Annotated in this window: 21 protein-coding genes and 1 tRNA gene; 14 read left to right on the top strand and 8 right to left on the bottom strand. The window is 35.4% G+C overall.

The window, feature by feature from the left end; genetic code table 11:
• Positions 1 to 227 precede the first annotated feature (227 nt).
• Positions 228 to 428 carry a hypothetical protein gene (locus HUS24_RS17005; protein ID WP_254433797.1) on the top strand — a complete coding sequence of 67 codons (201 nt, stop codon included), beginning with the start codon at positions 228 to 230 and terminating at the stop codon, positions 426 to 428.
• A gap of 17 nt (positions 429 to 445) precedes the next feature.
• Here the strand turns inward: HUS24_RS17005 and HUS24_RS03815 are convergent, their stop codons facing one another.
• Positions 446 to 1,024, bottom strand: coding sequence for a LexA family transcriptional regulator (locus HUS24_RS03815; protein WP_173910708.1), 579 nt, complete (start codon positions 1,022 to 1,024; stop codon positions 446 to 448).
• A 351-nt stretch (positions 1,025 to 1,375) separates the two neighbouring features.
• Here HUS24_RS03815 and HUS24_RS03810 point away from each other — a divergent pair, with 351 nt between their 5' ends.
• Entirely contained in the window at positions 1,376 to 1,852 is a 477-nt protein-coding gene (locus tag HUS24_RS03810) for a helix-turn-helix domain-containing protein (protein ID WP_173910707.1), read from the top strand.
• A gap of 17 nt (positions 1,853 to 1,869) precedes the next feature.
• On the opposite strand, the gene HUS24_RS03805 is transcribed toward HUS24_RS03810, so the two are convergent.
• Genes HUS24_RS03805 through tusD form a run of 4 tightly spaced genes read right to left on the bottom strand, consistent with a single transcriptional unit; the run spans position 1,870 to position 3,318 of the window.
• A complete protein-coding gene (locus tag HUS24_RS03805) occupies positions 1,870 to 2,181 on the bottom strand; it encodes a TusE/DsrC/DsvC family sulfur relay protein (RefSeq protein WP_173910706.1) in 312 nt (103 codons plus the stop codon).
• Positions 2,182 to 2,232: 51 nt separating this feature from the next.
• Positions 2,233 to 2,517, bottom strand: a complete 285-nt coding sequence (locus tag HUS24_RS03800) for a DsrH/TusB family sulfur metabolism protein (protein WP_173910705.1) — start codon at positions 2,515 to 2,517, stop codon at positions 2,233 to 2,235.
• A 38-nt stretch (positions 2,518 to 2,555) separates the two neighbouring features.
• On the bottom strand, positions 2,556 to 2,906 hold the full coding sequence (locus HUS24_RS03795) for a hypothetical protein (RefSeq protein WP_173910704.1): 351 nt from the start codon (positions 2,904 to 2,906) through the stop codon (positions 2,556 to 2,558).
• Positions 2,907 to 2,949: 43 nt separating this feature from the next.
• Entirely contained in the window at positions 2,950 to 3,318 is a 369-nt protein-coding gene (tusD, locus tag HUS24_RS03790; protein ID WP_173910703.1) for a sulfurtransferase complex subunit TusD, read from the bottom strand.
• Positions 3,319 to 3,388: 70 nt separating this feature from the next.
• On the opposite strand from tusD, the gene HUS24_RS03785 reads away from it, so the two are divergent.
• The 10 genes from HUS24_RS03785 (at position 3,389) to cas6f (ending at position 15,702) form a co-directional block, all read left to right on the top strand.
• Positions 3,389 to 4,393 carry an SDR family NAD(P)-dependent oxidoreductase gene (locus HUS24_RS03785; protein WP_173910702.1) on the top strand — a complete coding sequence of 335 codons (1,005 nt, stop codon included), beginning with the start codon at positions 3,389 to 3,391 and terminating at the stop codon, positions 4,391 to 4,393.
• A gap of 110 nt (positions 4,394 to 4,503) precedes the next feature.
• On the top strand, positions 4,504 to 5,898 hold the full coding sequence (gene fumC / locus HUS24_RS03780) for a class II fumarate hydratase (protein ID WP_173910701.1): 1,395 nt from the start codon (positions 4,504 to 4,506) through the stop codon (positions 5,896 to 5,898).
• Positions 5,899 to 6,003: 105 nt separating this feature from the next.
• Positions 6,004 to 6,495 (top strand): hypothetical protein, encoded by a 492-nt coding sequence (locus HUS24_RS03775; protein WP_173910700.1) that lies wholly within the window; start codon positions 6,004 to 6,006, stop codon positions 6,493 to 6,495.
• Positions 6,496 to 6,776: 281 nt separating this feature from the next.
• Positions 6,777 to 7,379: a nitroreductase family protein gene (locus HUS24_RS03770; protein WP_173910699.1), complete on the top strand. Its 603-nt coding sequence runs from the start codon at positions 6,777 to 6,779 to the stop codon at positions 7,377 to 7,379.
• A 194-nt stretch (positions 7,380 to 7,573) separates the two neighbouring features.
• Entirely contained in the window at positions 7,574 to 8,542 is a 969-nt protein-coding gene (gene cas1f / locus HUS24_RS03765) for a type I-F CRISPR-associated endonuclease Cas1f (protein WP_173911392.1), read from the top strand.
• Positions 8,539 to 11,913, top strand: a complete 3,375-nt coding sequence (cas3f, locus tag HUS24_RS03760; RefSeq protein ID WP_173910698.1) for a type I-F CRISPR-associated helicase Cas3f — start codon at positions 8,539 to 8,541, stop codon at positions 11,911 to 11,913. The genes cas1f and cas3f overlap by 4 nt, the downstream gene beginning before the upstream one ends.
• 12 nt (positions 11,914 to 11,925) lie before the next feature.
• Complete coding sequence (csy1, locus tag HUS24_RS03755; protein WP_173910697.1) at positions 11,926 to 13,176, top strand: type I-F CRISPR-associated protein Csy1; 1,251 nt, start codon at positions 11,926 to 11,928, stop codon at positions 13,174 to 13,176.
• The gene (gene csy2, locus HUS24_RS03750) at positions 13,176 to 14,063 is read left to right on the top strand and encodes a type I-F CRISPR-associated protein Csy2 (protein ID WP_173910696.1); all 888 of its coding nucleotides are present in this window, start codon (positions 13,176 to 13,178) and stop codon (positions 14,061 to 14,063) included. Before csy1 ends, csy2 begins: the two co-directional genes overlap by 1 nt.
• Positions 14,064 to 14,082: 19 nt before the next feature.
• Positions 14,083 to 15,096, top strand: coding sequence for a type I-F CRISPR-associated protein Csy3 (gene csy3, locus HUS24_RS03745; RefSeq protein ID WP_173910695.1), 1,014 nt, complete (start codon positions 14,083 to 14,085; stop codon positions 15,094 to 15,096).
• A gap of 3 nt (positions 15,097 to 15,099) precedes the next feature.
• Positions 15,100 to 15,702, top strand: a complete 603-nt coding sequence (gene cas6f, locus HUS24_RS03740; protein WP_173910694.1) for a type I-F CRISPR-associated endoribonuclease Cas6/Csy4 — start codon at positions 15,100 to 15,102, stop codon at positions 15,700 to 15,702.
• A 182-nt stretch (positions 15,703 to 15,884) separates the two neighbouring features.
• On the opposite strand, the gene HUS24_RS03735 is transcribed toward cas6f, so the two are convergent.
• Together HUS24_RS03735 and HUS24_RS03730 are read right to left on the bottom strand one after the other, a co-directional pair.
• Positions 15,885 to 16,196: a helix-turn-helix transcriptional regulator gene (locus HUS24_RS03735; protein WP_173910693.1), complete on the bottom strand. Its 312-nt coding sequence runs from the start codon at positions 16,194 to 16,196 to the stop codon at positions 15,885 to 15,887.
• Between the two features lie 477 nt (positions 16,197 to 16,673).
• Positions 16,674 to 16,750, bottom strand: a tRNA-Ile gene (locus HUS24_RS03730).
• Between the two features lie 160 nt (positions 16,751 to 16,910).
• Between HUS24_RS03730 and HUS24_RS03725 the strand changes: the two genes are divergently transcribed.
• Entirely contained in the window at positions 16,911 to 18,299 is a 1,389-nt protein-coding gene (locus HUS24_RS03725; RefSeq protein ID WP_173910692.1) for an integrase family protein, read from the top strand.
• A gap of 155 nt (positions 18,300 to 18,454) precedes the next feature.
• Complete coding sequence (locus HUS24_RS03720) at positions 18,455 to 19,078, top strand: class I SAM-dependent methyltransferase (protein WP_173910691.1); 624 nt, start codon at positions 18,455 to 18,457, stop codon at positions 19,076 to 19,078.
• 23 nt (positions 19,079 to 19,101) lie between these two features.
• Here the strand turns inward: HUS24_RS03720 and HUS24_RS03715 are convergent, their stop codons facing one another.
• Entirely contained in the window at positions 19,102 to 20,580 is a 1,479-nt protein-coding gene (locus tag HUS24_RS03715) for a phospholipase D family protein (RefSeq protein ID WP_173910690.1), read from the bottom strand.
• Positions 20,581 to 20,617 lie beyond the last annotated feature (37 nt).

The raw sequence follows: 20,617 nt of genomic DNA, 5'->3' as shown, positions 1-20,617 counted from the left end.
GATAACATGAGCAAGTTGCAATATTAAATCAATTCAAAGGTTTTAAAAATTACAATATCAAAAACAAGGTGAAAAGAAGTAGTAAAATGTTGGACGAAATTAAGGTTTTTGTATATTTTGCAAAATTTGATGCAAATGATTGTTGAGACAAATTACAGTCACAATATCACTATAAAATGAAGTGATCAAAAAATAAAATCATCTAAAAAATTTGCTATTATCGTGCAATGAAAAATCATCGCACTCAGAAAAATCAAATATATCACTCATCGTGGACGACAGACCAAGACTGTTATTTGATAGAACATCATTACTTATCTCTTCAGGAATTATGTCAACATTTACCTTATTCTGAAGAAGAAATTCAAATGCGTAGAAAAGTTTTAGGCTTAACCCAAAGAGATCGACAAATGCTCAAATTGCTATAATTTGAGCATAGATAGCCTTATTTTAAATTTTTGATCACACGTGTTACCACACCCCAGATCACCATTTCTTGACCATCATTAAAGTGAATATCTGGAAATTCTGGATTTTCGGCTTGTAACCATTTTTTCTCACCCTCAATCATTAGACGCTTAACTGTAAAATCATTGTCCACTAAAGCCACCACAATATTGCGGTTTTTTGCAGGAATGCTGCGATCTACAATCAAATCATCATCAACATCGATCCCTGCACCTAACATCGACAACGATGCAACTTTGACAACAAAAGTAGTATTTGGGTTGCGAATTAGATATTCATTAAAATCAATGGATTGCTCTGTGTAATCTTGTACAGGAGAGGGCAAACCTGCTGCAATTTTACTTTGAGCCAATGGAATAGCTGCCGAGGTTTTACATTCAAAAATTGAAATAGAGGCAACTTCTCTAATTTTTTGCTTTTGTGCTTTGTTATTTAAATATTGTTTGACTTCATTTACTTGTGATTTTGGAACACGAACAATTTCAGTATCTTCATCTGGAGTCGAGGATAGATTTATTACTTCACTAGTGCAATTTAAATTAGCTGAATTCGTCATGTCTTTTATTCTTGATTAACTAAACCTTGTTCAAAGTTTATAGTGAGAAATAGTGAATATCAAATTTAAAATATATTTAGTTTCAAAGATATAAAGAAAATTATTTTAAAAAATAAATGTATATTTTAAAGATATACAGTGTCATTATAATGTAATTGCAAAAAATATCATATTTTGAAAAATAACTTGAAATTTAAATATTTAACTATTTCCAAGATAAATAAAGTTAAAGAGAAAATTTAAAAATAGATAAATTTTTTAGACAAATATTGGCATTTACTTATAAATAATACTTTTAAAAACATCACAGGATCATTACAGTAAAATATAAGTTAAAAATTTGAGCCAATAATGAAATGGGATGAAATCGGTGAACAACCTTGTCCAATTGCACGGACTTTATCTGTGATTGGGGATCGTTGGACATTTTTGATTATTCGAAATGCATTTATGGGAATTCGCCGTTTTGATGATTTTCAGCAAAATTTGGGTGTCACACGTCATGTTTTATCTGAGCGCCTGAAACGTTTGGTTGAACATGGCGTTTTAGTGAAAACGCCTTATCAAGATCGCCAACAACGTTTTGAGTACTGTTTGACCGAAAAAGGGCAAGCGCTCTATCCCTTATTATTAACGATGGCAAATTGGTCAGATCAATGGATGAAAACTGATCCAGCACCGATGGTGCATTTTGTGCATCGTACTTGTCAGCACGTGTTAAAACCAGTTTTAGTGTGTTCAGACTGTGGTGAATTGTTAGATGCACAGCAGATAAAACCTGTTTTTAATTCGGTGCTTATGCAACGTATGACAAAAAAACAAGTTTAATTTAAATATTTTCAAAGTTATAAGCAGTTTGCAGGTTTAGGAATACCCGCTAAACGACTTAAATGACGTGCCACTAAACCTGTATGAAATCTTTCTTGCAGCACTGCATTGTTAATGTCTGCACTGATATTTTTCATTAAAAATTTAATTAAAGGGCGTGTCGCAGGCGAGTGACCAAATTGCGCATAGAATTGACGTACTGCGTGTAAAACCTCAAAGTGCCATGCAGTTAATTCTAGCTCTAGACTTTGAGCAAGTTGTTGCGCAACGTCTTCATTCCAAACCGTATAATCAAGCAAATGTCCATCGTGATCAAGTTCTAAATTCATAAAATGGCCTAAGCAAATGAGCTAAACTCATTTTAAAATGGGAGAAAATTACTATTTTAAACGAATACAGCGTTTAAAGTCTAAAACTAAGTCAGCAAAAGCTGCATAAGAAAGTACTTTAATATGTTTTGGCAAAGAGTCTGCGATTAAATCCATTTCAGTTTCAAGTATATAAACAACAGAATATGTTTTTAAACGCACATCTTGTGTAAATAATACGGCATCTCCCATTAATATGATCGTATCTTGTGCTGTCGCCATCTGGCATAACTGATCTAGGCATGTATTGGTTTTAGCAAACTCGGATTGAACCAAAAATAGAGTGTGTTCTGACATTTTAATTTCTCTTCATTTTTAAAATCTTTAGCAAACAATTACCAATACAGCACATGATCAAAAGATTGGATAAACGTTGGATTTAAATCAATAAATTCAATTTCTTGTTGAGATTGCGTAACGAAAGGCGAGTTTTTATCCTTATTTTCTACTAAAACAGGCGTTAAATCATAAAATTCAAAACTATCCAGCATATTTGAGGCTAATTTAAAGGCATGTTTTAGATCATCAAAATCAAGCTCAGATTTTAGTAAACTCAGCGCAGCATCCTTGACTAAGACTTTGACTTTACTCCCAAAAGTGGCGAGCACCATCGTGGCAGAAATGCTTTCAGTTACCTGCAATGAAGTGAGGTTTGCTTGGGTTATAATAACGAGTACAGTTTTCACACAATTTACCTTTGAATTGCAACACTTAATTGAATATAACATCCTAGAATTGAAGTAGGCGGTCACAGGATTCAACCGCATCTGCGAGTTCTCCCAGACCGACCAACTCAAAACCCTCTGCAAGGTTATGTGTTGGAATTTGATGGCGTTTTGCATTTTCTTGATCAGTGATGCCACGCGCTAAGGCAGCACTGACACAAACAGGTAAACGCACCGTTAGTTTTTGCCATTCTTTAAGCAAATTTCGTTGATCATCGGGCAGCCATTGCAAATTATTGGCAATAATTACACCATCTTGATAGAAGAAGATACGAAAATCTTGATTTTTTGCTTGTAAGGCTTGGGCAAGCCCTAAAGCATGCCAAGCATGGATCGAACTTGGTGCAGAGGTAATTAGTAATAAAGTACTCATTGAAGCTTCACTTGAAGAATAGATGATAAAGACAGCGTCATTTACACTTGATAACAATAGGTAGTATACAATGATTTTAGTGACTGGTGGTTTAGGCTTTATTGGCTCGCATGTGGTGATTAGCTTGCTTGCTCAAGGGCAAGAAGTCGTCATTGTGGATAACTTAGCCAACGGAAATTTACAAACTTTAGAACGACTTGAATATATTTCTGGAATGTATATTCCATTTGTAAAAATTGATGTGAGAAATACACCTGCTTTAAATAAAGTTTTTGAGCAATATTCTATTGATGCAGTGGTGCATACCGCAGGCTTTAAATCTATCGAAGAGTCTAAACTTAAACCGCTTGAATACTATAATGATAATGTCAGTTGTATCATGAGCTTATTGCGTTCGATGCAACGTACTGGCGTGCGGACTTTGGTACATTTATCGAGTTTAGCCGTGTATGGAAAATCCAGCTTGGGATTAAATGAACAACTCGATTTTAATTATGCTTACCCAAATCCCTATATTAAATCACAACAGATGATCGAAGAAATTATCCAAGATACCTGTAAAACGGACAATGAATGGCGAATTGCAATTTTACGTTTAGCCAATACGGTTGGGGCGTTTGAACATGGAATTTTAGGCGAGTTTGTTAACCCATTGCCTAAAAATATCGTTCCCATGCTATTACAAGTTGCAGCAGGGCAGCGTGATGTAATTGAGTTACAAAATCAAGCGGATACCAAAGATGGCACAGTAGAACGTAGTTTTGTGCATGTGCTTGATGTATGTGAGGCGGTTCAAGCGAGTTTATTTTGGTTACAAAGCCAATTTAATGTCTGCGAAGCTTTTGATATCGCAGGTGAGCAAAGTTCGATTCAACAATTGATTAATACCGTGGCTGAGGTGACTTCAGCAGAAATTAAAACAGTTGATGCCGTATATAAATACGAAGAGCTTGCACAGATGGGATCAAGCAGCAAAAAAGCAGAAAATATCTTGAAATGGACAGCTAAACGTCCGATCAATAAAATGATTCAAGATGAATGGAAATTTTATCAAAACACATTAAACAATGGATAGATAGAATTTATTTGATAATGATTATTGTTTATAATTGTAATATTATTGATTAGCATGAATCTTTAATATATTGATCATATGCTCATCATCTAAATTTAAAAGAGGTTACTATGCAGACACGTATTGAACATGACACTATGGGCGATGTGGAAGTTCCAAGTGAAGCACTTTGGGGTGCGCAAACACAGCGTAGTGTGCAAAACTTTAAAATAGGCAATGAGCATTTGCCTCGCCCAATGATTCGGGCAATGGGCTTAGTTAAAAAAGCCGCAGCCATCACCAATGCCGAACTCAAACAAATTCCAGATGAACTTGCTAAATATATTGTTGATGCAGCAGATGAAGTAATTTCTGGAAAATGGGACAGTCAATTTCCATTAGTTGTGTGGCAAACAGGTTCAGGTACGCAAAGTAACATGAACTGTAATGAGGTGATTGCCAATATCGCTAATCAAAAATTAGGTAATCCACTTGGTTCACAAAAACCAGTACATCCAAATGATCATGTCAATCGAGCACAATCGACCAATGATTCATTTCCCACTGCGATTCATATTGCAGCAGCACTACATATTAATGAGTTATTGATTCCTGCAGTTAAACGTTTGCGCAACACGCTGAACTTAAAATCACAAGAATTTCAAGATATTGTAAAAATTGGACGTACCCATTTACAAGATGCAACGCCATTGACCTTAGGGCAAGAATTTAGTGGCTATGTACAACAACTCGACAATGGCATTAAACGTCTAGAACAAGCTTTGGTGTGGTTATATGAGTTGCCACTTGGTGGTACAGCCGTTGGTACAGGTTTAAATGCGCATCCAGATTATGCAGAAAAAGCCGCTGCGCAATTGGCACAATTAACAAGCTTAGCATTTGTAACTAACCCAAATAAATTTGAAGCTTTGGCAGGACGAGATGCTGCGGTATTTGCCTCAGGCGCGCTTAAAACATTGGCAGCAAGTTTAAATAAAATTGCCAATGATATTCGCTGGTTAGCCAGTGGGCCACGTTGTGGTTTTGGAGAAATACACATCCCTGAAAATGAGCCTGGTTCAAGTATCATGCCGGGTAAAGTTAACCCAACTCAATGTGAAGCAATGACTATGGTGGTTGCACAGGTGATGGGCAATGACACCACGATCAACTTTGCAGGCGCATCAGGTAACTTTGAGTTAAATGTCTATATGCCAGTCATTGCATATAATTTAATTCAGTCCATTCAACTGTTAGGTGATGCATGTAATAGTTTTGATGAGCATTGTGCGGTTGGGATTGAACCAAATCGTGAAAAAATCGACTATTTCTTACATAACTCACTGATGTTGGTAACAGCTTTAAACCCTGTGATTGGCTATGAAAATGCAGCAAAAGTGGCAAAAACTGCTTATAAGCAAGGTAAAACCCTCAAAGAAGTTGCGGTTGAGCTTGGGCTAGTCACTGCTGAACAGTTTGATGAAGTGGTACAACCTGAAAAAATGGTGCATCCAAATGCAAAGTAAGCACCATAAGTAATCACAAACTGTACAGAAATCATCAGCAATAGTTTCTATCTAGAAATGAAGTGCGTACAATACGCACTAGAATTTTATTGCTGATGGTTGGTTATGCTAGATATATATTTGACGGATGTTCAGAAAAATGTGCAATTTAAGGATTATCCAGGTGAACATCCTGTTAAATTTATTTTGAATTTTAAGAAAATTTTCCCAAGTGTCATGGAATTATTATTACCTGTTTTGCCATCAGACGAAGATCTAGAAAAGATGACATGGGAATCAACCAGTCAGGATTTTGAAATATTTAAACTCTTACTGAGTGGTTGGGGCGTGATTGAATTACGTTTACAAGCGATTAGCAAATTTAAAGATAAAAACTATGCTGATCAATTGGTAAAAAAAGCACAAGCCAAACGGAAAGAGTTTGCCAAAGCACAAAAGCAATTGACAACAGTAGAGTTAGATTATTTATTTATACATGAAATTCATGCTTTGATTGATGCTGAATTGGTTGAGTTAGGTGAAAAATTCTATTTACCTACTTTACGTCAAATTTGGAAAAATCAAATGAAAGAGAATGTATTAAACGCAAAATTTTAATCAATAACGCCTTATTATTTTGCTGCAAGATATTCAATTCAAACAGAGCCAATGAGTCATCTTTTATTCATTGGTTTTTTTATTTTTTACTTAAATTTTGATCATCCAATACCCGATCTACAATTCTTATCAATACTTAAGGTGAATTGGCATTAATTTTTTGTTCTAATAAAAGTATAGCAATAGGTAGACACTACATTTTGTAGATTGTTGATTATTTCTAAATAATTTTAGTGATTGGTCTCGTATTTCCCCGAGGATATATCAAAGGAATTTTAAAAATGTCGAATCAGTTTTTAGATTTAATTCAAAATAGACGCACCATTTATGCGATTGGTCGTGATGTAAAACAAACACCAGAGCAACTTACTGATTTGATCCAAACTGCAATCAAGCAAAGTCCATCTTCTTTTAATTCACAATCTTCACGTGCTGTGATTTTATTCAATGCACATCATGAAAAGTTTTGGGAAATGGTAAAAGAAAAATTACAAGCCTATGCCAAAGATGAAGCAGGCGCTGCAAGAACCAATGCACGTATTGATAGTTTTAAAGCCGGTTTTGGAACGGTTTTATTTTTGGAAGATTTAGACGTTGTTAAAGCATTACAAGCACAATTTCCATCTTATGCGGACAACTTTCCAATTTGGGCTGAACACTCTACAGCCATTGCACAGTTTGCAACATGGTCAGCTTTGACGGCTGATGGATTAGGTGCATCTTTACAGCATTATAATCCGATTGTGGATGAGCAAGTCCATGCAGAATGGGATATTCCGTCAACATGGAAATTACGAGCGCAATTGGTGTTTGGTTCTATAGAAGCACCTGCGGGTGAGAAAACGTATATGGATGATGCATTACGTTTTAAAGTCCATAAATAAATTTATATTTGTGGTGGAAAACGAGCTAAAAATGGCTCGTTTTTTTTATTGAGTAGACTTTTATAAAAACAGATAAGAGATTATTTTATAATAAAAAATAAACGACACAAAATGTCGTTTGCTTAAAAATAAAACTAGGATTTCATTTTAATTCTGCTATTTTAAAACGAAATAACTTGAAAATAATAATGTTTATGGAACAACTGAACCCGTCAGACTTAAAAGCTATCTTACACTCTAAGCGAGCGAATCTTTATTATCTTGAGCATTGCCGTGTGATGCAAAAAGATGGTCGAGTTTTATATCTGACCGAAGCCAAAAATGAAAATCAGTATTGGAATATTCCGATTGCGAATACGACCGTGATTATGCTTGGTACAGGCACATCGATCACCCAAGCAGCAATGCGTATGCTGGCCAGCGCAGGTGTCTTGGTTGGCTTTTGTGGCGGTGGTGGAACACCATTGTTTATGGGCTGTGAAATTGAGTGGATGACACCGCAAAGTGAATATCGTCCAACCGAATATGTACAAGGTTGGATGCAATTTTGGTTTGATGATCAGAAGCGTTTGGAAGTTGCCAAACAGTTTCAGCTTGCACGCATCGAATTTATTAAAAAAATTTGGGACAAAGACCGTGATTTAAAAGCTGAAGGTTTTTATTTGGATGATCTTGATATTCAAAATGCCTTAAATGGCTTTGAAAGAAAAATTCCAAATTTAAATAAAGTCGGTGATTTACTTCTTGCTGAAGCTGCCATGACCAAACAACTTTATAAAATCGCAGCAACTCGAACAGGTTCAAAAGATTTTAACCGTAATCCTGAGCAGGGGGATTTAGCTAATGATTTCTTGAATCACGGAAATTATCTTGCTTATGGGCTAGGTGCAACAACGCTTTGGGTGTTAGGAATTCCACATGGTTTTGCGGTAATGCATGGTAAAACTCGGCGTGGTGCTTTGGTGTTTGATGTGGCTGATTTAATTAAAGATGCAGTCATTTTGCCGTATGCTTTTATCTGTGCCAAAGACAAGATGACAGAGCAAGAGTTTCGTCAGCAAGTTTTGCAGAAGTTTACGGAACACAAGTGTTTGGATTTTATGTTTGATCAAGTCAAAGTACAAGCTTGTAAAAATCATGATACAGATGGAGAAGTATTATGATTGTGACCTTTATTTCTCAATGTGAAAAGAAAGCCATTCCACGCACTCGTCGTGTACTTGATGCCTTTGCCGATCGTATCGGGGATAACACTTGGCAGACCGTGATTACGGAAGATGGTTTGATTGCGGTGAAAAAGCTGCTGCGTAAAACTGTGACGAAAAGTACAGCTGTGAGTTGTCATTGGATTCGGGGCAGACGTAGAAGTGAACTGCTGTGGGTGGTCGGGAATAGAAATAAGTTTAATTCAGAGGGGATTGTTCCTGTGAATCGAACTCAGAAAAAACTTGATCAGAATAAATGGGAAAATGATTGGCATTATTTGCCTTTAATCAAAGCACTTGTCGCAATTTCAGCACTATTGCATGATTGGGGGAAAGCGACTGTTTTATTTCAGCAAAAACTTATTGTTAAAAATAGCAATTTTAAAGGTGATCCACTACGACATGAATGGATATCGTGTTTATTACTGAATGCCTTAGTACATTCTTCAGAAAATCCTAAAGTTGATGAGTCATGGTTAAATTTATTAATCAATAAAGCTTGGGATGAAGAAAAACTTAAAAATACAGTCGCTCAAAATTTGGATAAAACTAAAGCTCTAGATCATTTACCACCTTTAGCACAGCTTATCGCATGGTTAATTGTTTCACATCATCGTTTACCCAATTTAAAAGATGAAGCACAACTAACATCCTTTATCCCTGAACCTGCGGAAAATATTGCTGATTTATTTGAATTTATTGAAGCAGATTGGGGTTATCAAAATAAATTTGATGAAAAAGAATATCAACAACGGCTTTTACAATGTTTTCAGTTTGAACAAGGTTTATTGAGCCAATCGGTTGAATGGACAAAACAAATTAAAAAATGGTCTGCACGATTATTGCAGGAAAAAGACAATATTGCACAAGTTTTAGCAGATGGTAGTTGGCGAGTAGTGTTACATCATGCACGATTATGTTTAATGATGGGTGATCATTATTATTCCTCTTGTGAAGCAGATAAAACATGGAAAACCAATTTAAGTTTAATTGCGAATACAGATCACATCAGTAAACAACCAAAACAATTTTTAGATGAACATTTGGTTCGTGTCAGTGACAATGCTATGCGTGTGGCACAGTCATTAAGTCGATTAGCAGATGACATGGAACCAGCCTACGATATTCAAAAGCTTAAAAAGAAAAGTCCACAAGGTTTTGAATGGCAGGACAACGCAGTAAAAGAAATAAAACTATTTAAACAAAAACATGAAGATGTGCTTGAGCAAGGTTGGTTTATTGTCAATATGGCAAGTACAGGTAAGGGTAAAACCATTGCTAATGCCAAAATTATGCAAGCCTTGTCTAATGATGGGCAGTCTTTACGTTATGTGCTGGCACTGGGTTTGAGAACCTTAACTTTGCAAACAGGGGATTCATACCGTAAAGATATTGGTTTAAACAATGATGAGTTAGCGGTTTTAATTGGTTCTAAAGCTGTACAGGAATTGCATAATAATCAAAAAGATCAAAATGATGAAGTCCTTGAGAATTATGATGAAATTGGTTCGGAGTCTTTAGAACAGCTTTTGGATAATGAGCTTGATTATGGAGATATGCCTCAAGCTGATTTTATGAATGTGCTGTTTCCACAGGCGCAGGCTGAACGTAATAAAGCCTTTTTATATAAACCTGTTTTGGTTTGCACCATTGACCACATCATGTCGGCAACGGAAACCAAACGTGGTGGGAAATATATTTTACCAAGTTTGCGGCTTTCATCTTCAGATTTGGTGATTGATGAAGTGGATGATTTTAATGGGCAGGATTTAATTGCTATTGCTCGACTCATTCATTTAACAGCGATGTTAGGTCGCAAAGTGATGATTTCATCGGCGACCATTCCACCTGCATTGGCTGAAGGATTTTTTAATGTCTATCAGCAAGGATGGAAACTGTATTGCGCCTTTAAAAAGTTAAAACAGACGCAAGTGGTAGGCATGTGGGTCGATGAGTTTAAGGCACAGACTCTAACTATAGATTTAGCCGAATTTAATAAAATTATTCAAGATTACAAACGGGGTCATGATACCTTTGTCACTGTTCGGGCGAAGTTTTTGGCTGAACAAATCATTAAACACAAAGCTTATGTGATTGAATGTGATGATTTAGTTACCCAGAAAGAACAAAATCAACTCGATGAAAGTGTTCAACAGCAATATTTTGATCGTATACGACAGAGTGTTGAAAAATTACATCAAGATCATCACACGATAGATGCCCAAACAGGCAAAAAAGTTTCTTTTGGCGTGGTACGCGTTGCCAATATTCCGCCATGTGTGGCACTGACACAATTTCTGTTAAATGCTGAATGGTCTGAAAATATTGCACCACGTTCAATGGCATATCACAGTCGTCAGGTGTTGTTATTGCGTAGTGAACAGGAGCGACATTTAGACTTAATTTTAAAACGTAAAGAAAAACAAGGTGAGCAGCCTGTGGCATTTTCAAATGAAGTGATTCGTCAACATTTGGACAGTGTAGAGGCTGAGCATGTGATTTTTATTTTAGTGGCAACACCTGTGGAAGAGGTCGGGCGTGATCATGATTTTGATTGGGCAATTATTGAGCCGTCTTCATATCGTTCGATTATTCAGTTGGCAGGGCGAGTTTTGCGTCATCGTCGATTAGAACATGATATTCAAAAACCGAACATTGGTTTGTTGCAATACAATCTCAAAGGGCTTCGGGGGGCAAAAGTAGCATTTGAGAAACCTGGTTTTGAAATCAATAATGCAAAATTCAGATTAACAACCAAAAATCTATCTAAGTTAATTGATTTAAATGAAAATGCAGAAATTAATGCAATTCCACGTATTCAAGAAAATAATCCGTTAAAAACTACTGAAAAATTAGCAGATTTAGAACATGCTGTTTTAGCGCATAGCCTTACCAATTATAAACAAGTAGGGGCAAAACCACTCAATGCATGGCTGACACAGTATTGGTTTTTAACTGCTTTACCGCAATGTTTTACCCCATTTCGACAAAGTTCACCAAATATTCAGCTTTTTGCGGTATACAAAGATCGTAAGCTTGTGTTTTCTGAGAAAGATGATTTAGGTCGTTATATTGATCGCAATGGTTTTTATAAAATTAAGCCTCATGAATTAAATGAGTTGGAACAGCAACGATTGTGGCTGAATCGAAATTATTACGACACTTTATGTCGTATGACTATTGAAAAAATCTCAGAAAATCAGCATATTGATGATGAAGTAGAAAAATTATCAAGACGTTATGGGGAAATCATGTTGCCACAATATGATGAAGATAAAACGCTAGTGTATTCAGACCAATTTGGTTTAGTGGTTCAATATTCAAAATAAAGGGAGGGGGAAATGACAGAAAGTATTCAGATATTCTTAAATGAAAGAAAAGAGCTTTGGTTAAAAGATCGTATAAAAAAGGCTGAAAATGCCACGCAAGTTGCAGAATTACAGCAACAGGCTGATGATAAATTTAGTTTACAAGAATGGCTTCCTGATGCTGCAAAGCGGGTATCTCAGTTATCCATGGTGAGCCATCCGAGTAAATTCAGTCATCCAAGTGCGAAAACCTCCAGTGTTATTGCACAGGTTAAGTCTGCTCAAGATGGTTATTTGCGTAGTGGTAATGTGCATTATCCATTAGATGTATTTGGAAATGCGGCTGCGATGGATGTATATAAGTTTTTATCGCTCAGTTTAACGGAAGACTCTACTGTTTTGACAGGCTTTGAAAAGGATGATCAGGATCTAATAAGCTTGATTGAAAAATCTTCTTTGGACTTTGCAAGTTTAAAACATGCTTTTTTGGTCATAAAAAATGATGATGCTTCAAGCAAGACTGATCATTTGGTAAAACAGGTTTATTTTCCCTTAGAAAATAATGAATACCATTTGTTATCCATTTTGACACCATCGGGTTTGATTACAAGATTAAAGCAAAGTATTGATCAGTTGCGTTTTTCAGATGCCACAAAAGAAGCAAAAGAGAAACGTAAAAAGAATGAACATGATGCGGAAGGCTATGCCGACATTTTCGATTTTACGGTTACTGCTTATGGTGGTACACAACCGCAAAACGTTAGCGTGTTAAACAGTCAAAATGCAGGTCGTGCCTATTTACTTTCAAGCTGTCCACCTGTTTTAGAAAAACGTGCAGTTCGTTTGCCTAAAACTGATTTTTTTGCACAGTGCTTATATCGCAAAAACTTTCAGGACAGATTTATTCAATTGCATAAATTTATACAGCTGAATTTAAACAATGATGATATTCGGACTGCGATTCGTAACATTATTCAATTTGTGATTGATCAAGTGCTATTACAAGGCTTCAAGATTAGGGAATATTATCCTGAAGGTTGGTCACAGCAAGATTATTACGCGAGTTTGCCGAAGTTACAGCGTGTTTGGCTGGATCAAATTTATGCTACGCAGCGAGAAGACGATAGCGAATGGCGTAATGAATTGAGTGATGATATTGCACGTTGGGTTTTACGCAGTTATGAAAAAGTCATTAATGATGCCTTTAAATTAGGAACAGGCGAAATTAATGAAGTTAGACAACTTGTTGAAAAATCACTGCAACAAGCGAAGGAGTTTTTCTAATGCGCCATTTTTTACTTATTCCGCATCTTCAACTCCATAACGCCAATGCGATGAGTAGTCCATATACCATTGGCTTTCCTGCAATGACAGCTTGGTTAGGTGCAGTACATGCTTTACAGCGTAAATTAAATCAACAAGGGTGTGATTTAAATTTGAGCAAAGTTGCAGTGAGTTGTCATAAATTTAATTTACAGACTTACAAAGGTCGTGGCGATTTTGTTCATTCAATTGTGGGAACAGCCAATCCACTTGATAAAGATGGTAATCGTCCTGCTTTTATCGAAGAAGCACGTTGTCATTTAGATGTATCGCTTTTGATTGAAATAGAGTCTTTATCGAAGAAAAAGAGAGAGCAACTTTTAGAGAGTGTACAAGGGATTGTTACAAGTATGAAATTTGCCAGTGGCGATGTCCTGTCGGTTAAAAATTGTAGTGTTTTGGATTTTGATGAGGATGACGATCAAGAAAAACAACTACGTCCAATTTTAAATAAACTCATGCTTGGGCATGTGCTGATTGAACGCCGTGATCTTGTTTTAACGAGCATGCAAGAAGGCAAAGATGCTTTGGATAGCGTTTTAGATTTTCTCAAAGTCACACATAGCTCGACTCAAGATGAAGAAGGCAAAGTCACTTGGACATCAAAACGGAAAGCGCAAGGTTGGCTTGTACCGATTGCAGTTGGTTTTCAGGGAATTTCTGAACTTGGACAAGCAAAAAATCAGCGAGATGCCGACACACCACACCGCTTTGCTGAAAGTGTATTGACTCTAGGTGAATTTGTTATGCCGTTCCGTATAGAAAGTATTGATCAACTGTTGTGGCAATACCATGTTGATTTAGAAAATGATTTATATCTTTGCCAAAACTTAACAACATTCAATTGATTATAAAAGGGAAATACTCATGGCTAAAAATGAAAAAGCGGTTGCAAGTGTACTTGCATTTGAAAAGAAATTAGTTCCATCTGATGGCTATTTTTATGGTACGACATGGGAAAATCGTACGGAACAATCGGCTTTAAAATTGATTGAAAAATCAGTACGAGGGACGATTTCAAATCGTTTAAAACCTGCGGTTGCAGGTGATCCATTAAAGCTTAATGCAGAAGTGGAAAAAGCTAACCTACAAAAAGTAGATGCATGCGCATTGGGTGAAAATCAAGACACTTTAAAGGTGACATTTACCCTGAAAGTTTTAGGCGGAATCGAGCAACCATCTGCTTGTAATAATGAAACTTTTTTTAACTCTTATCAAACTGTGGCAAAAAACTATATCGCACAATATGGTTTTAGTGAGCTATCAAAACGCTATGCATTAAATATTGCCAATGCACGCTTTTTATGGCGTAACCGTGTTGGTGCTGAGAAAGTCGAAGTTGTTGTTACTGTAAATGAATTGGAAGCTGTAACTTTTGATGCTTTTGATTATCCACTACATGATTTTGAAAACGTCGATGCAAAAGTTCAGCAGTTGGCTGATCAAATTGCTCAAGCTTTAAAAGGTGAAGTACCTTATTTGCTCATTAAAATCGAAGCCTATGCTTTGGTGGGCAAAGCGCAGGAAGTTTATCCAAGTGAAGAACTGGTCTTAGATAAAGGCAAAGGTGATAAAAGTAAAATTCTATATCAAGTCAATGATGTTGCTGCGATGCATTCACAAAAAATTGGTAATGCATTGCGTACTATTGATACTTGGTATCCTGAATTTGATGATAAAAAAACAGCGATTGCGATTGAACCATATGGTGCCGTAACTAATTTAGGTAAAGCGTATCGAACGCCTAAAGCTAAGCAAGACTTTTTTAGTTTATTTGATAAATATGCACTTGGGGAAAGTTTGGAAAATACAGAACAAGAGCATTATGTAATGGCTGTGCTTGTACGTGGTGGTGTATTTGGTCAAAGTAGTAAGGATTAATGTATGAAATACTATAAGGAAATCACCTTGATTGATCAGGCTGAAATTTCCCCATATTTCATTTGGTCTAAGCTTTATACCCAATTACACATCGGATTGGCAGAAATCAAAGATACAAATGATAAAGTGAATATTGGGTTAAGTTTCCCCAAATATATTTATGAACAGGGCAGTGATACTCAAAAATCAAAAGTACATTTGGGAGATAAACTTCGTCTGTTTGCTGAATGTCAGGCAGATTTAGAAAAATTAAATATTTCAAAATGGCTTGAGCGTTTGACAGATTACTTGCATATCACATCTATTCGAGAAGTCCCTGAAAGTAAAGTTACAGGTTATGCAACATATAGTCGTAAACAAGTCAAAACTAATGCTGAACGCTTGGCTCGTCATCGTGTGAAACGTGGTGATATTAGTTTTGATGAGGCTTTGGCTCGTTATAGCAATGTCATAACAACGACAGATTTACCTTATATCCAAATGAAAAGTTTAACTTCTGATAAAAGTTTTAAGCTTTTTATCAAAAAGCAACCTGCTGAAAAATCTGAAACTCAGGTTTTTAGCACTTATGGTTTAAGTTCAGTATCATCCGTCCCTGAATTTTAAGCTTTTATTGGGAGAGGAAGGGACAGTTTAATAATAAAGCTACGAATTAAAGTATTGGATTTTATCTCTAATTCGTAGCGTGGTCGTGAATTTTTCTATAGTTCTATATACAGTATACAGTTAGTTTTATATTTATAAGTGATTAAAACCAATGGAAATAATTTATTCTAAATAAGGAGAATCTATAACTTAGGGCAGTACAAGTCATAAAGTGTATTCAGCACCAGATTTAATTTAGGATCTTTGATTGAATAGTATATTTGTTTACCATCACGACGAGTTGTAACAACATCACTTTTGCGTAACATCATTAATTGCTGTGAAAGTGTGGGTTGGGTAATATGAGTTTGTTCTTCAATTTGAGAAACATTGAGTTCTTGATGAACCAGATGACATAAAATGAGTAAACGATCTGTATTCGCTAAAGATTTTAAGATAGAAACCACATCAGTGGCTGATGCACGCATTGCATCAATTTGAAAACTCTGACTCATGAAGATCAGAAACTCCTAACATAAACTGGTTTGAATATTCACTAAAATATTCATATTTGTAGCATCTTTTAAAGTGCTCAAGGCTATTGATCATCCTATCATGAATATTGAAATTTTTATTTCACAATCATCTTCAATTTTTTTTATAATCCATATTATTTTTATGCAATTCAAATATTGATATATCTATATGAAATAAACAGATATATTGGTTTTTAAAATTAATTATTTGAAAAATAAAAACAATATAATGATGTGGTTTATTTAAAGCCGTGTCTATCAAAAATAATAATGATTTCTTAAGTAAATCTAATTTGAAAATAAACACCAAATATAAGCTTTGTTTTCTCAGAATATTTAAAGCTGATAATTTGATTTAAAAGCGACTCTAAAGGATGTTTATATTTTTGAATGCTTACATAAACTTAGATAATAAAAAACCACTTAGGATTAGTACGCCTAAGTGGTTGTTTTATCTGGTGGGCCCACCCAGACTTGAACTGGGGACCAACGGATTATGAGTCCGCTGCTCTAACCAACTGAGCTACAGGCCCTATAAAGTTAAAAGCTATATATATCAATATCTTTAACTTGAATCGCATAATACACAATAAGTTTTTTAATTGCAATATCATTTTTTGTAGGCGCTGTGTAGGCACTAAATAAATTGCTATACTGATTGTATATTATTGCTAACGCTCAGCATTCTATACGATGTCAAATCAAAAAACAAAGCTCACAAAAACATTTGTCGATTCTGTGCCCTTATCTCCTGATAAGCAATTTTTTTATCGGGATGCGGAGCTGATCGGTTTTGCTTTGCGTGTAACCGCATCTAAGGTTTATGTTGTAGAAAGGCGAATTGGTGATGGTAAATCTTCTGTTCGTGTTGTGCTAGGAAGGCATACTGAATTAACCCTCGAACAAGCACGAGAAAAAGCGCAAATACTGCTTACACAAATGGCTTCAGGTATAAATCCAAACAAGCAAAAGCAGAAAAATAAAAAATCTAAACTTGAAAATAATCTTATACCAACCGAGCAACCCACATTAATGACTGCCTACAACGCCTACATAAAGCACAGGCAGCTTGGAGAAAAAACATTAAAAGATTATAGAATGTGTGTTGAGGATTATTTATTTGAATGGAAAGCTATAAAACTCATTGATATCACAACCCAAATGGTTCAAGAGAAACATGCTGAATTAACCTTAAGATCTAAAGCACGTGCAAATTTATCTATGCGTTTTTTACGTGCCGTGTTTAATTTTGCAATAAAATATTATTTGGATAGCAATGGTAAAAGCATTTTAGATATTTCAAATCCTGTAAATATTTTGAGTGCTAAAAATACGTGGAACAAGCTTAACAAAAGCAAAGGATATATTACTAAACAGCAGTTGCCTCATTGGATCGATACGGTGTTATCAACGCAGTGGGTAGGGCAGAATTATTATAATCATAATGCTTATACCAATCAGGATTTTTTACTGATTTTACTTTTGACGGGTTTAGGACGTGAAGAAGTGGAGTGTTTACAATGGGAAAATGTTGACTTTAAAGCTGGAACAATTACTGCTATAGATTCTAACAATACTAGTTCTATCACTTTACCTATGGGACCTATTTTACAGTATATTATACACACGAGATTTGAACGCTCGGGCAATAAGCCTTATGTTTTTCAAGCAAGGCAGGGCGAAGGGCATATAACTAATCGAAGTAAAGCAAGATATAAAATTAGCGAATTAAGTGGAATAGCGTTTACCTACCATGATTTAAGACGTACTTTTTTAAATATTGCGAATAGGATAAATATTAGCGCATACACTATTAAAAAATTAACTCATCATTCACTGGATCATACAGAAATGACCAGTGTTTATCGAGAAGTGTCTTTTGAAGATTTATACTTGGCGATGACTCAGATAGAACAAGTTATTTTTACAGCGCAACAGTTTGCGATTATTAAAAATAGGCAGTTTAAAGTTCCAACTCGCCATCATGATTATTTAGAAAAGTCGATGTCTTTAAAATTAGAAGAAAAGAAGTCAGATGCCTTGTCGAAAATTGATCAACTTAAAATTTTAATGCAACCCTGAGTCAAATTTGATAAAAAGAAATAAAAAGCTGTCAAAAATTTTAAAATTTATAAAAAATAATATCTTAAGCCAAATATAGATAAACGTAAAAGCTTTGCAATGTTAGTACCTTATTCTGTATAAATAAACATCATTAAAAATGATTGATTAAAACTATGTCTATACAAGAAGTTGCAAGTCCGATTGACTTAAGAGATTCACAAGATGCTCAACAATGGGCGGCAGAAGCAAACTTAAAACGTCCGTGGCGTTATGAATTCTTTGATTATTATGCAGCCTTGATTAATCGTTTGAATTTTCCAACTGTTCATGTTTTAGAGTTGGGGGCTGGTCCGGGTTTTTTAGCAAAGCATTTATTAGAAAAATGTCCAAAGATTCAATACAGTGCTGTCGATTTTTCTCAAGCCATGCATGACTTAGCTCAAGAAAAGCTTACTGAAAATGAATTAGCACAAACACAGTATTATATTGCTGATTTTAAACATGAAGCATGGAGCAAAGACTTAGCGGAATACGATGTGGTCATTATACATCAAGCTTTACATGAACTTAGACACAAAACCTATGCGACAAACTTTCATTGTCAAGTTCAAAAACTTCTCAAAGCGGATGCTATTTATTTGGTATGCGATCACGTTTTTGCAGAGAATGCGATGAGCAATCATGAATTATTTATGTCAAAACAAGAACATGTGCACAGTTTAAAAGCAGCGAACTTTAAAGATGTTGACTTAGTCATGGAAAAACACGGCTTATGCTTATTTGAAGCCAAACTTTGATTTTGAATGAGATGATATAGAACTTACATCATCCATTCGATCGGTAAATAAGACACAGTATGCATCACACCACGCTGAAACCTAGTGGTTTCAGGCTCTTCGGTGTATTTTTTGATTGTTCCATCAGGTTGATGATCATACCAAATCAGTTCACCTTGCGCATCAAGCTTTAATTCATAAGCTACTTTTAATAATGATGAGTCGAGCAATGAAGAAATCTGTTCTTGCAATTGATTTGATTCAACGACCAGACCGACCTCAGTATTTAAGTCAAAAGAGCGTGGGTCTAAGTTAAATGAACCAATAAAGACTTTACTATCAATATCAATAAATTTTGCATGTAAACTTGATTTGTCTTTGCCCTTTTTAGGAATGACATTTCCTGTTAATACTTCATACCATGTGCGTCGTTTTCGTTCGATATACGGCTTAAACTCATAAAGTTTTACACCACTTTTCAATAAATCTACCCGATATTTTTGATAAAAAGCATGTACCAACGCAACGTCATTAGCAACAAAAGAGTTGGTTAAAACCCGTACATCAACCCCTTGTTTGGGAAATTGGCTCAGATAATGTGTTCCTGTTTTAGTGGGTACAAAGTAAGCTGAAATTAAATCCATTTCTTGCTTAGGTTCTCCCAAATGTTGCCGAATTTGATAGGAAATCAGTTCTGATTCTGATGCTTGTCCAAGAGTTTTTTTCGGTGAATCTGCAAGAAAATGTGCTCGTGCCCAACTGACATGATTTTGTTTAAGCTCATTTGCCAGTTCTTTTTGTTCTGTATCTAGTTTAATATCTGTAGGGTTTTCTTTTTGTTCAAGTTTTTGGTAGTTCAGTCTTAATTTTTCTAAATCTTTCTGTTTTCCTGTGCGAATAAACTGCTGGTTAGGATAACTTAAATCATGATTCCAAAAATCAGAAAAAACAGAATTGGCATGTTGTACCGCTGTTCCAAAAAATAAAACATCCATATCGGTAAATTGGAATGATTCACTGGCATCAAAATACTCACTGCTGATATTGCGTCCACCTGTAACGGCAATAATGCCATCTGCAATGATTAATTTATTGTGCATACGATGGTTAATTTGTTTTAAACGGAAAATATAGTCTAAAAATCGTAAGTGTCTAAATTTATAAGGATTATACAATTTAATTTGAATATTGGGATGCGTGCTGAGTGCTTTGAGTTGCGTATCAATTTTTGTGCCATTTTGATCATCGATCAGTAAACGCACTTTAACACCACGATCTGCTGCTTTTAACAACTCATGTAGCATTAAATTACCAATAAAATCATCACTCCAAATATAATATTGTAAGTCTAAATTGTATTTTGCTTGGCGGATAAGATGCACACGTGCAGCGATACTTTGAAAAGCATCATTCATTGCCAAATAAGCGGTTAAACCTTGTTGTAATTTATTGTCAATATTTTTTTCATTGAGCCAATGTTGGCTATGGACTTGGGTTTGAGTTTCTTTATGAGATTGATTCATAGGTAAACTACATCCAGATAAAAAAGTAAAACTTAGC

The sequence above is a fragment of the Acinetobacter sp. Marseille-Q1618 genome, from assembly GCF_902809855.1.
GTDB lineage: Bacteria > Pseudomonadota > Gammaproteobacteria > Pseudomonadales > Moraxellaceae > Acinetobacter.
Note: the sequence above shows the minus strand (reverse complement) of the source record. Positions and strands in the feature narration are given on the sequence as shown.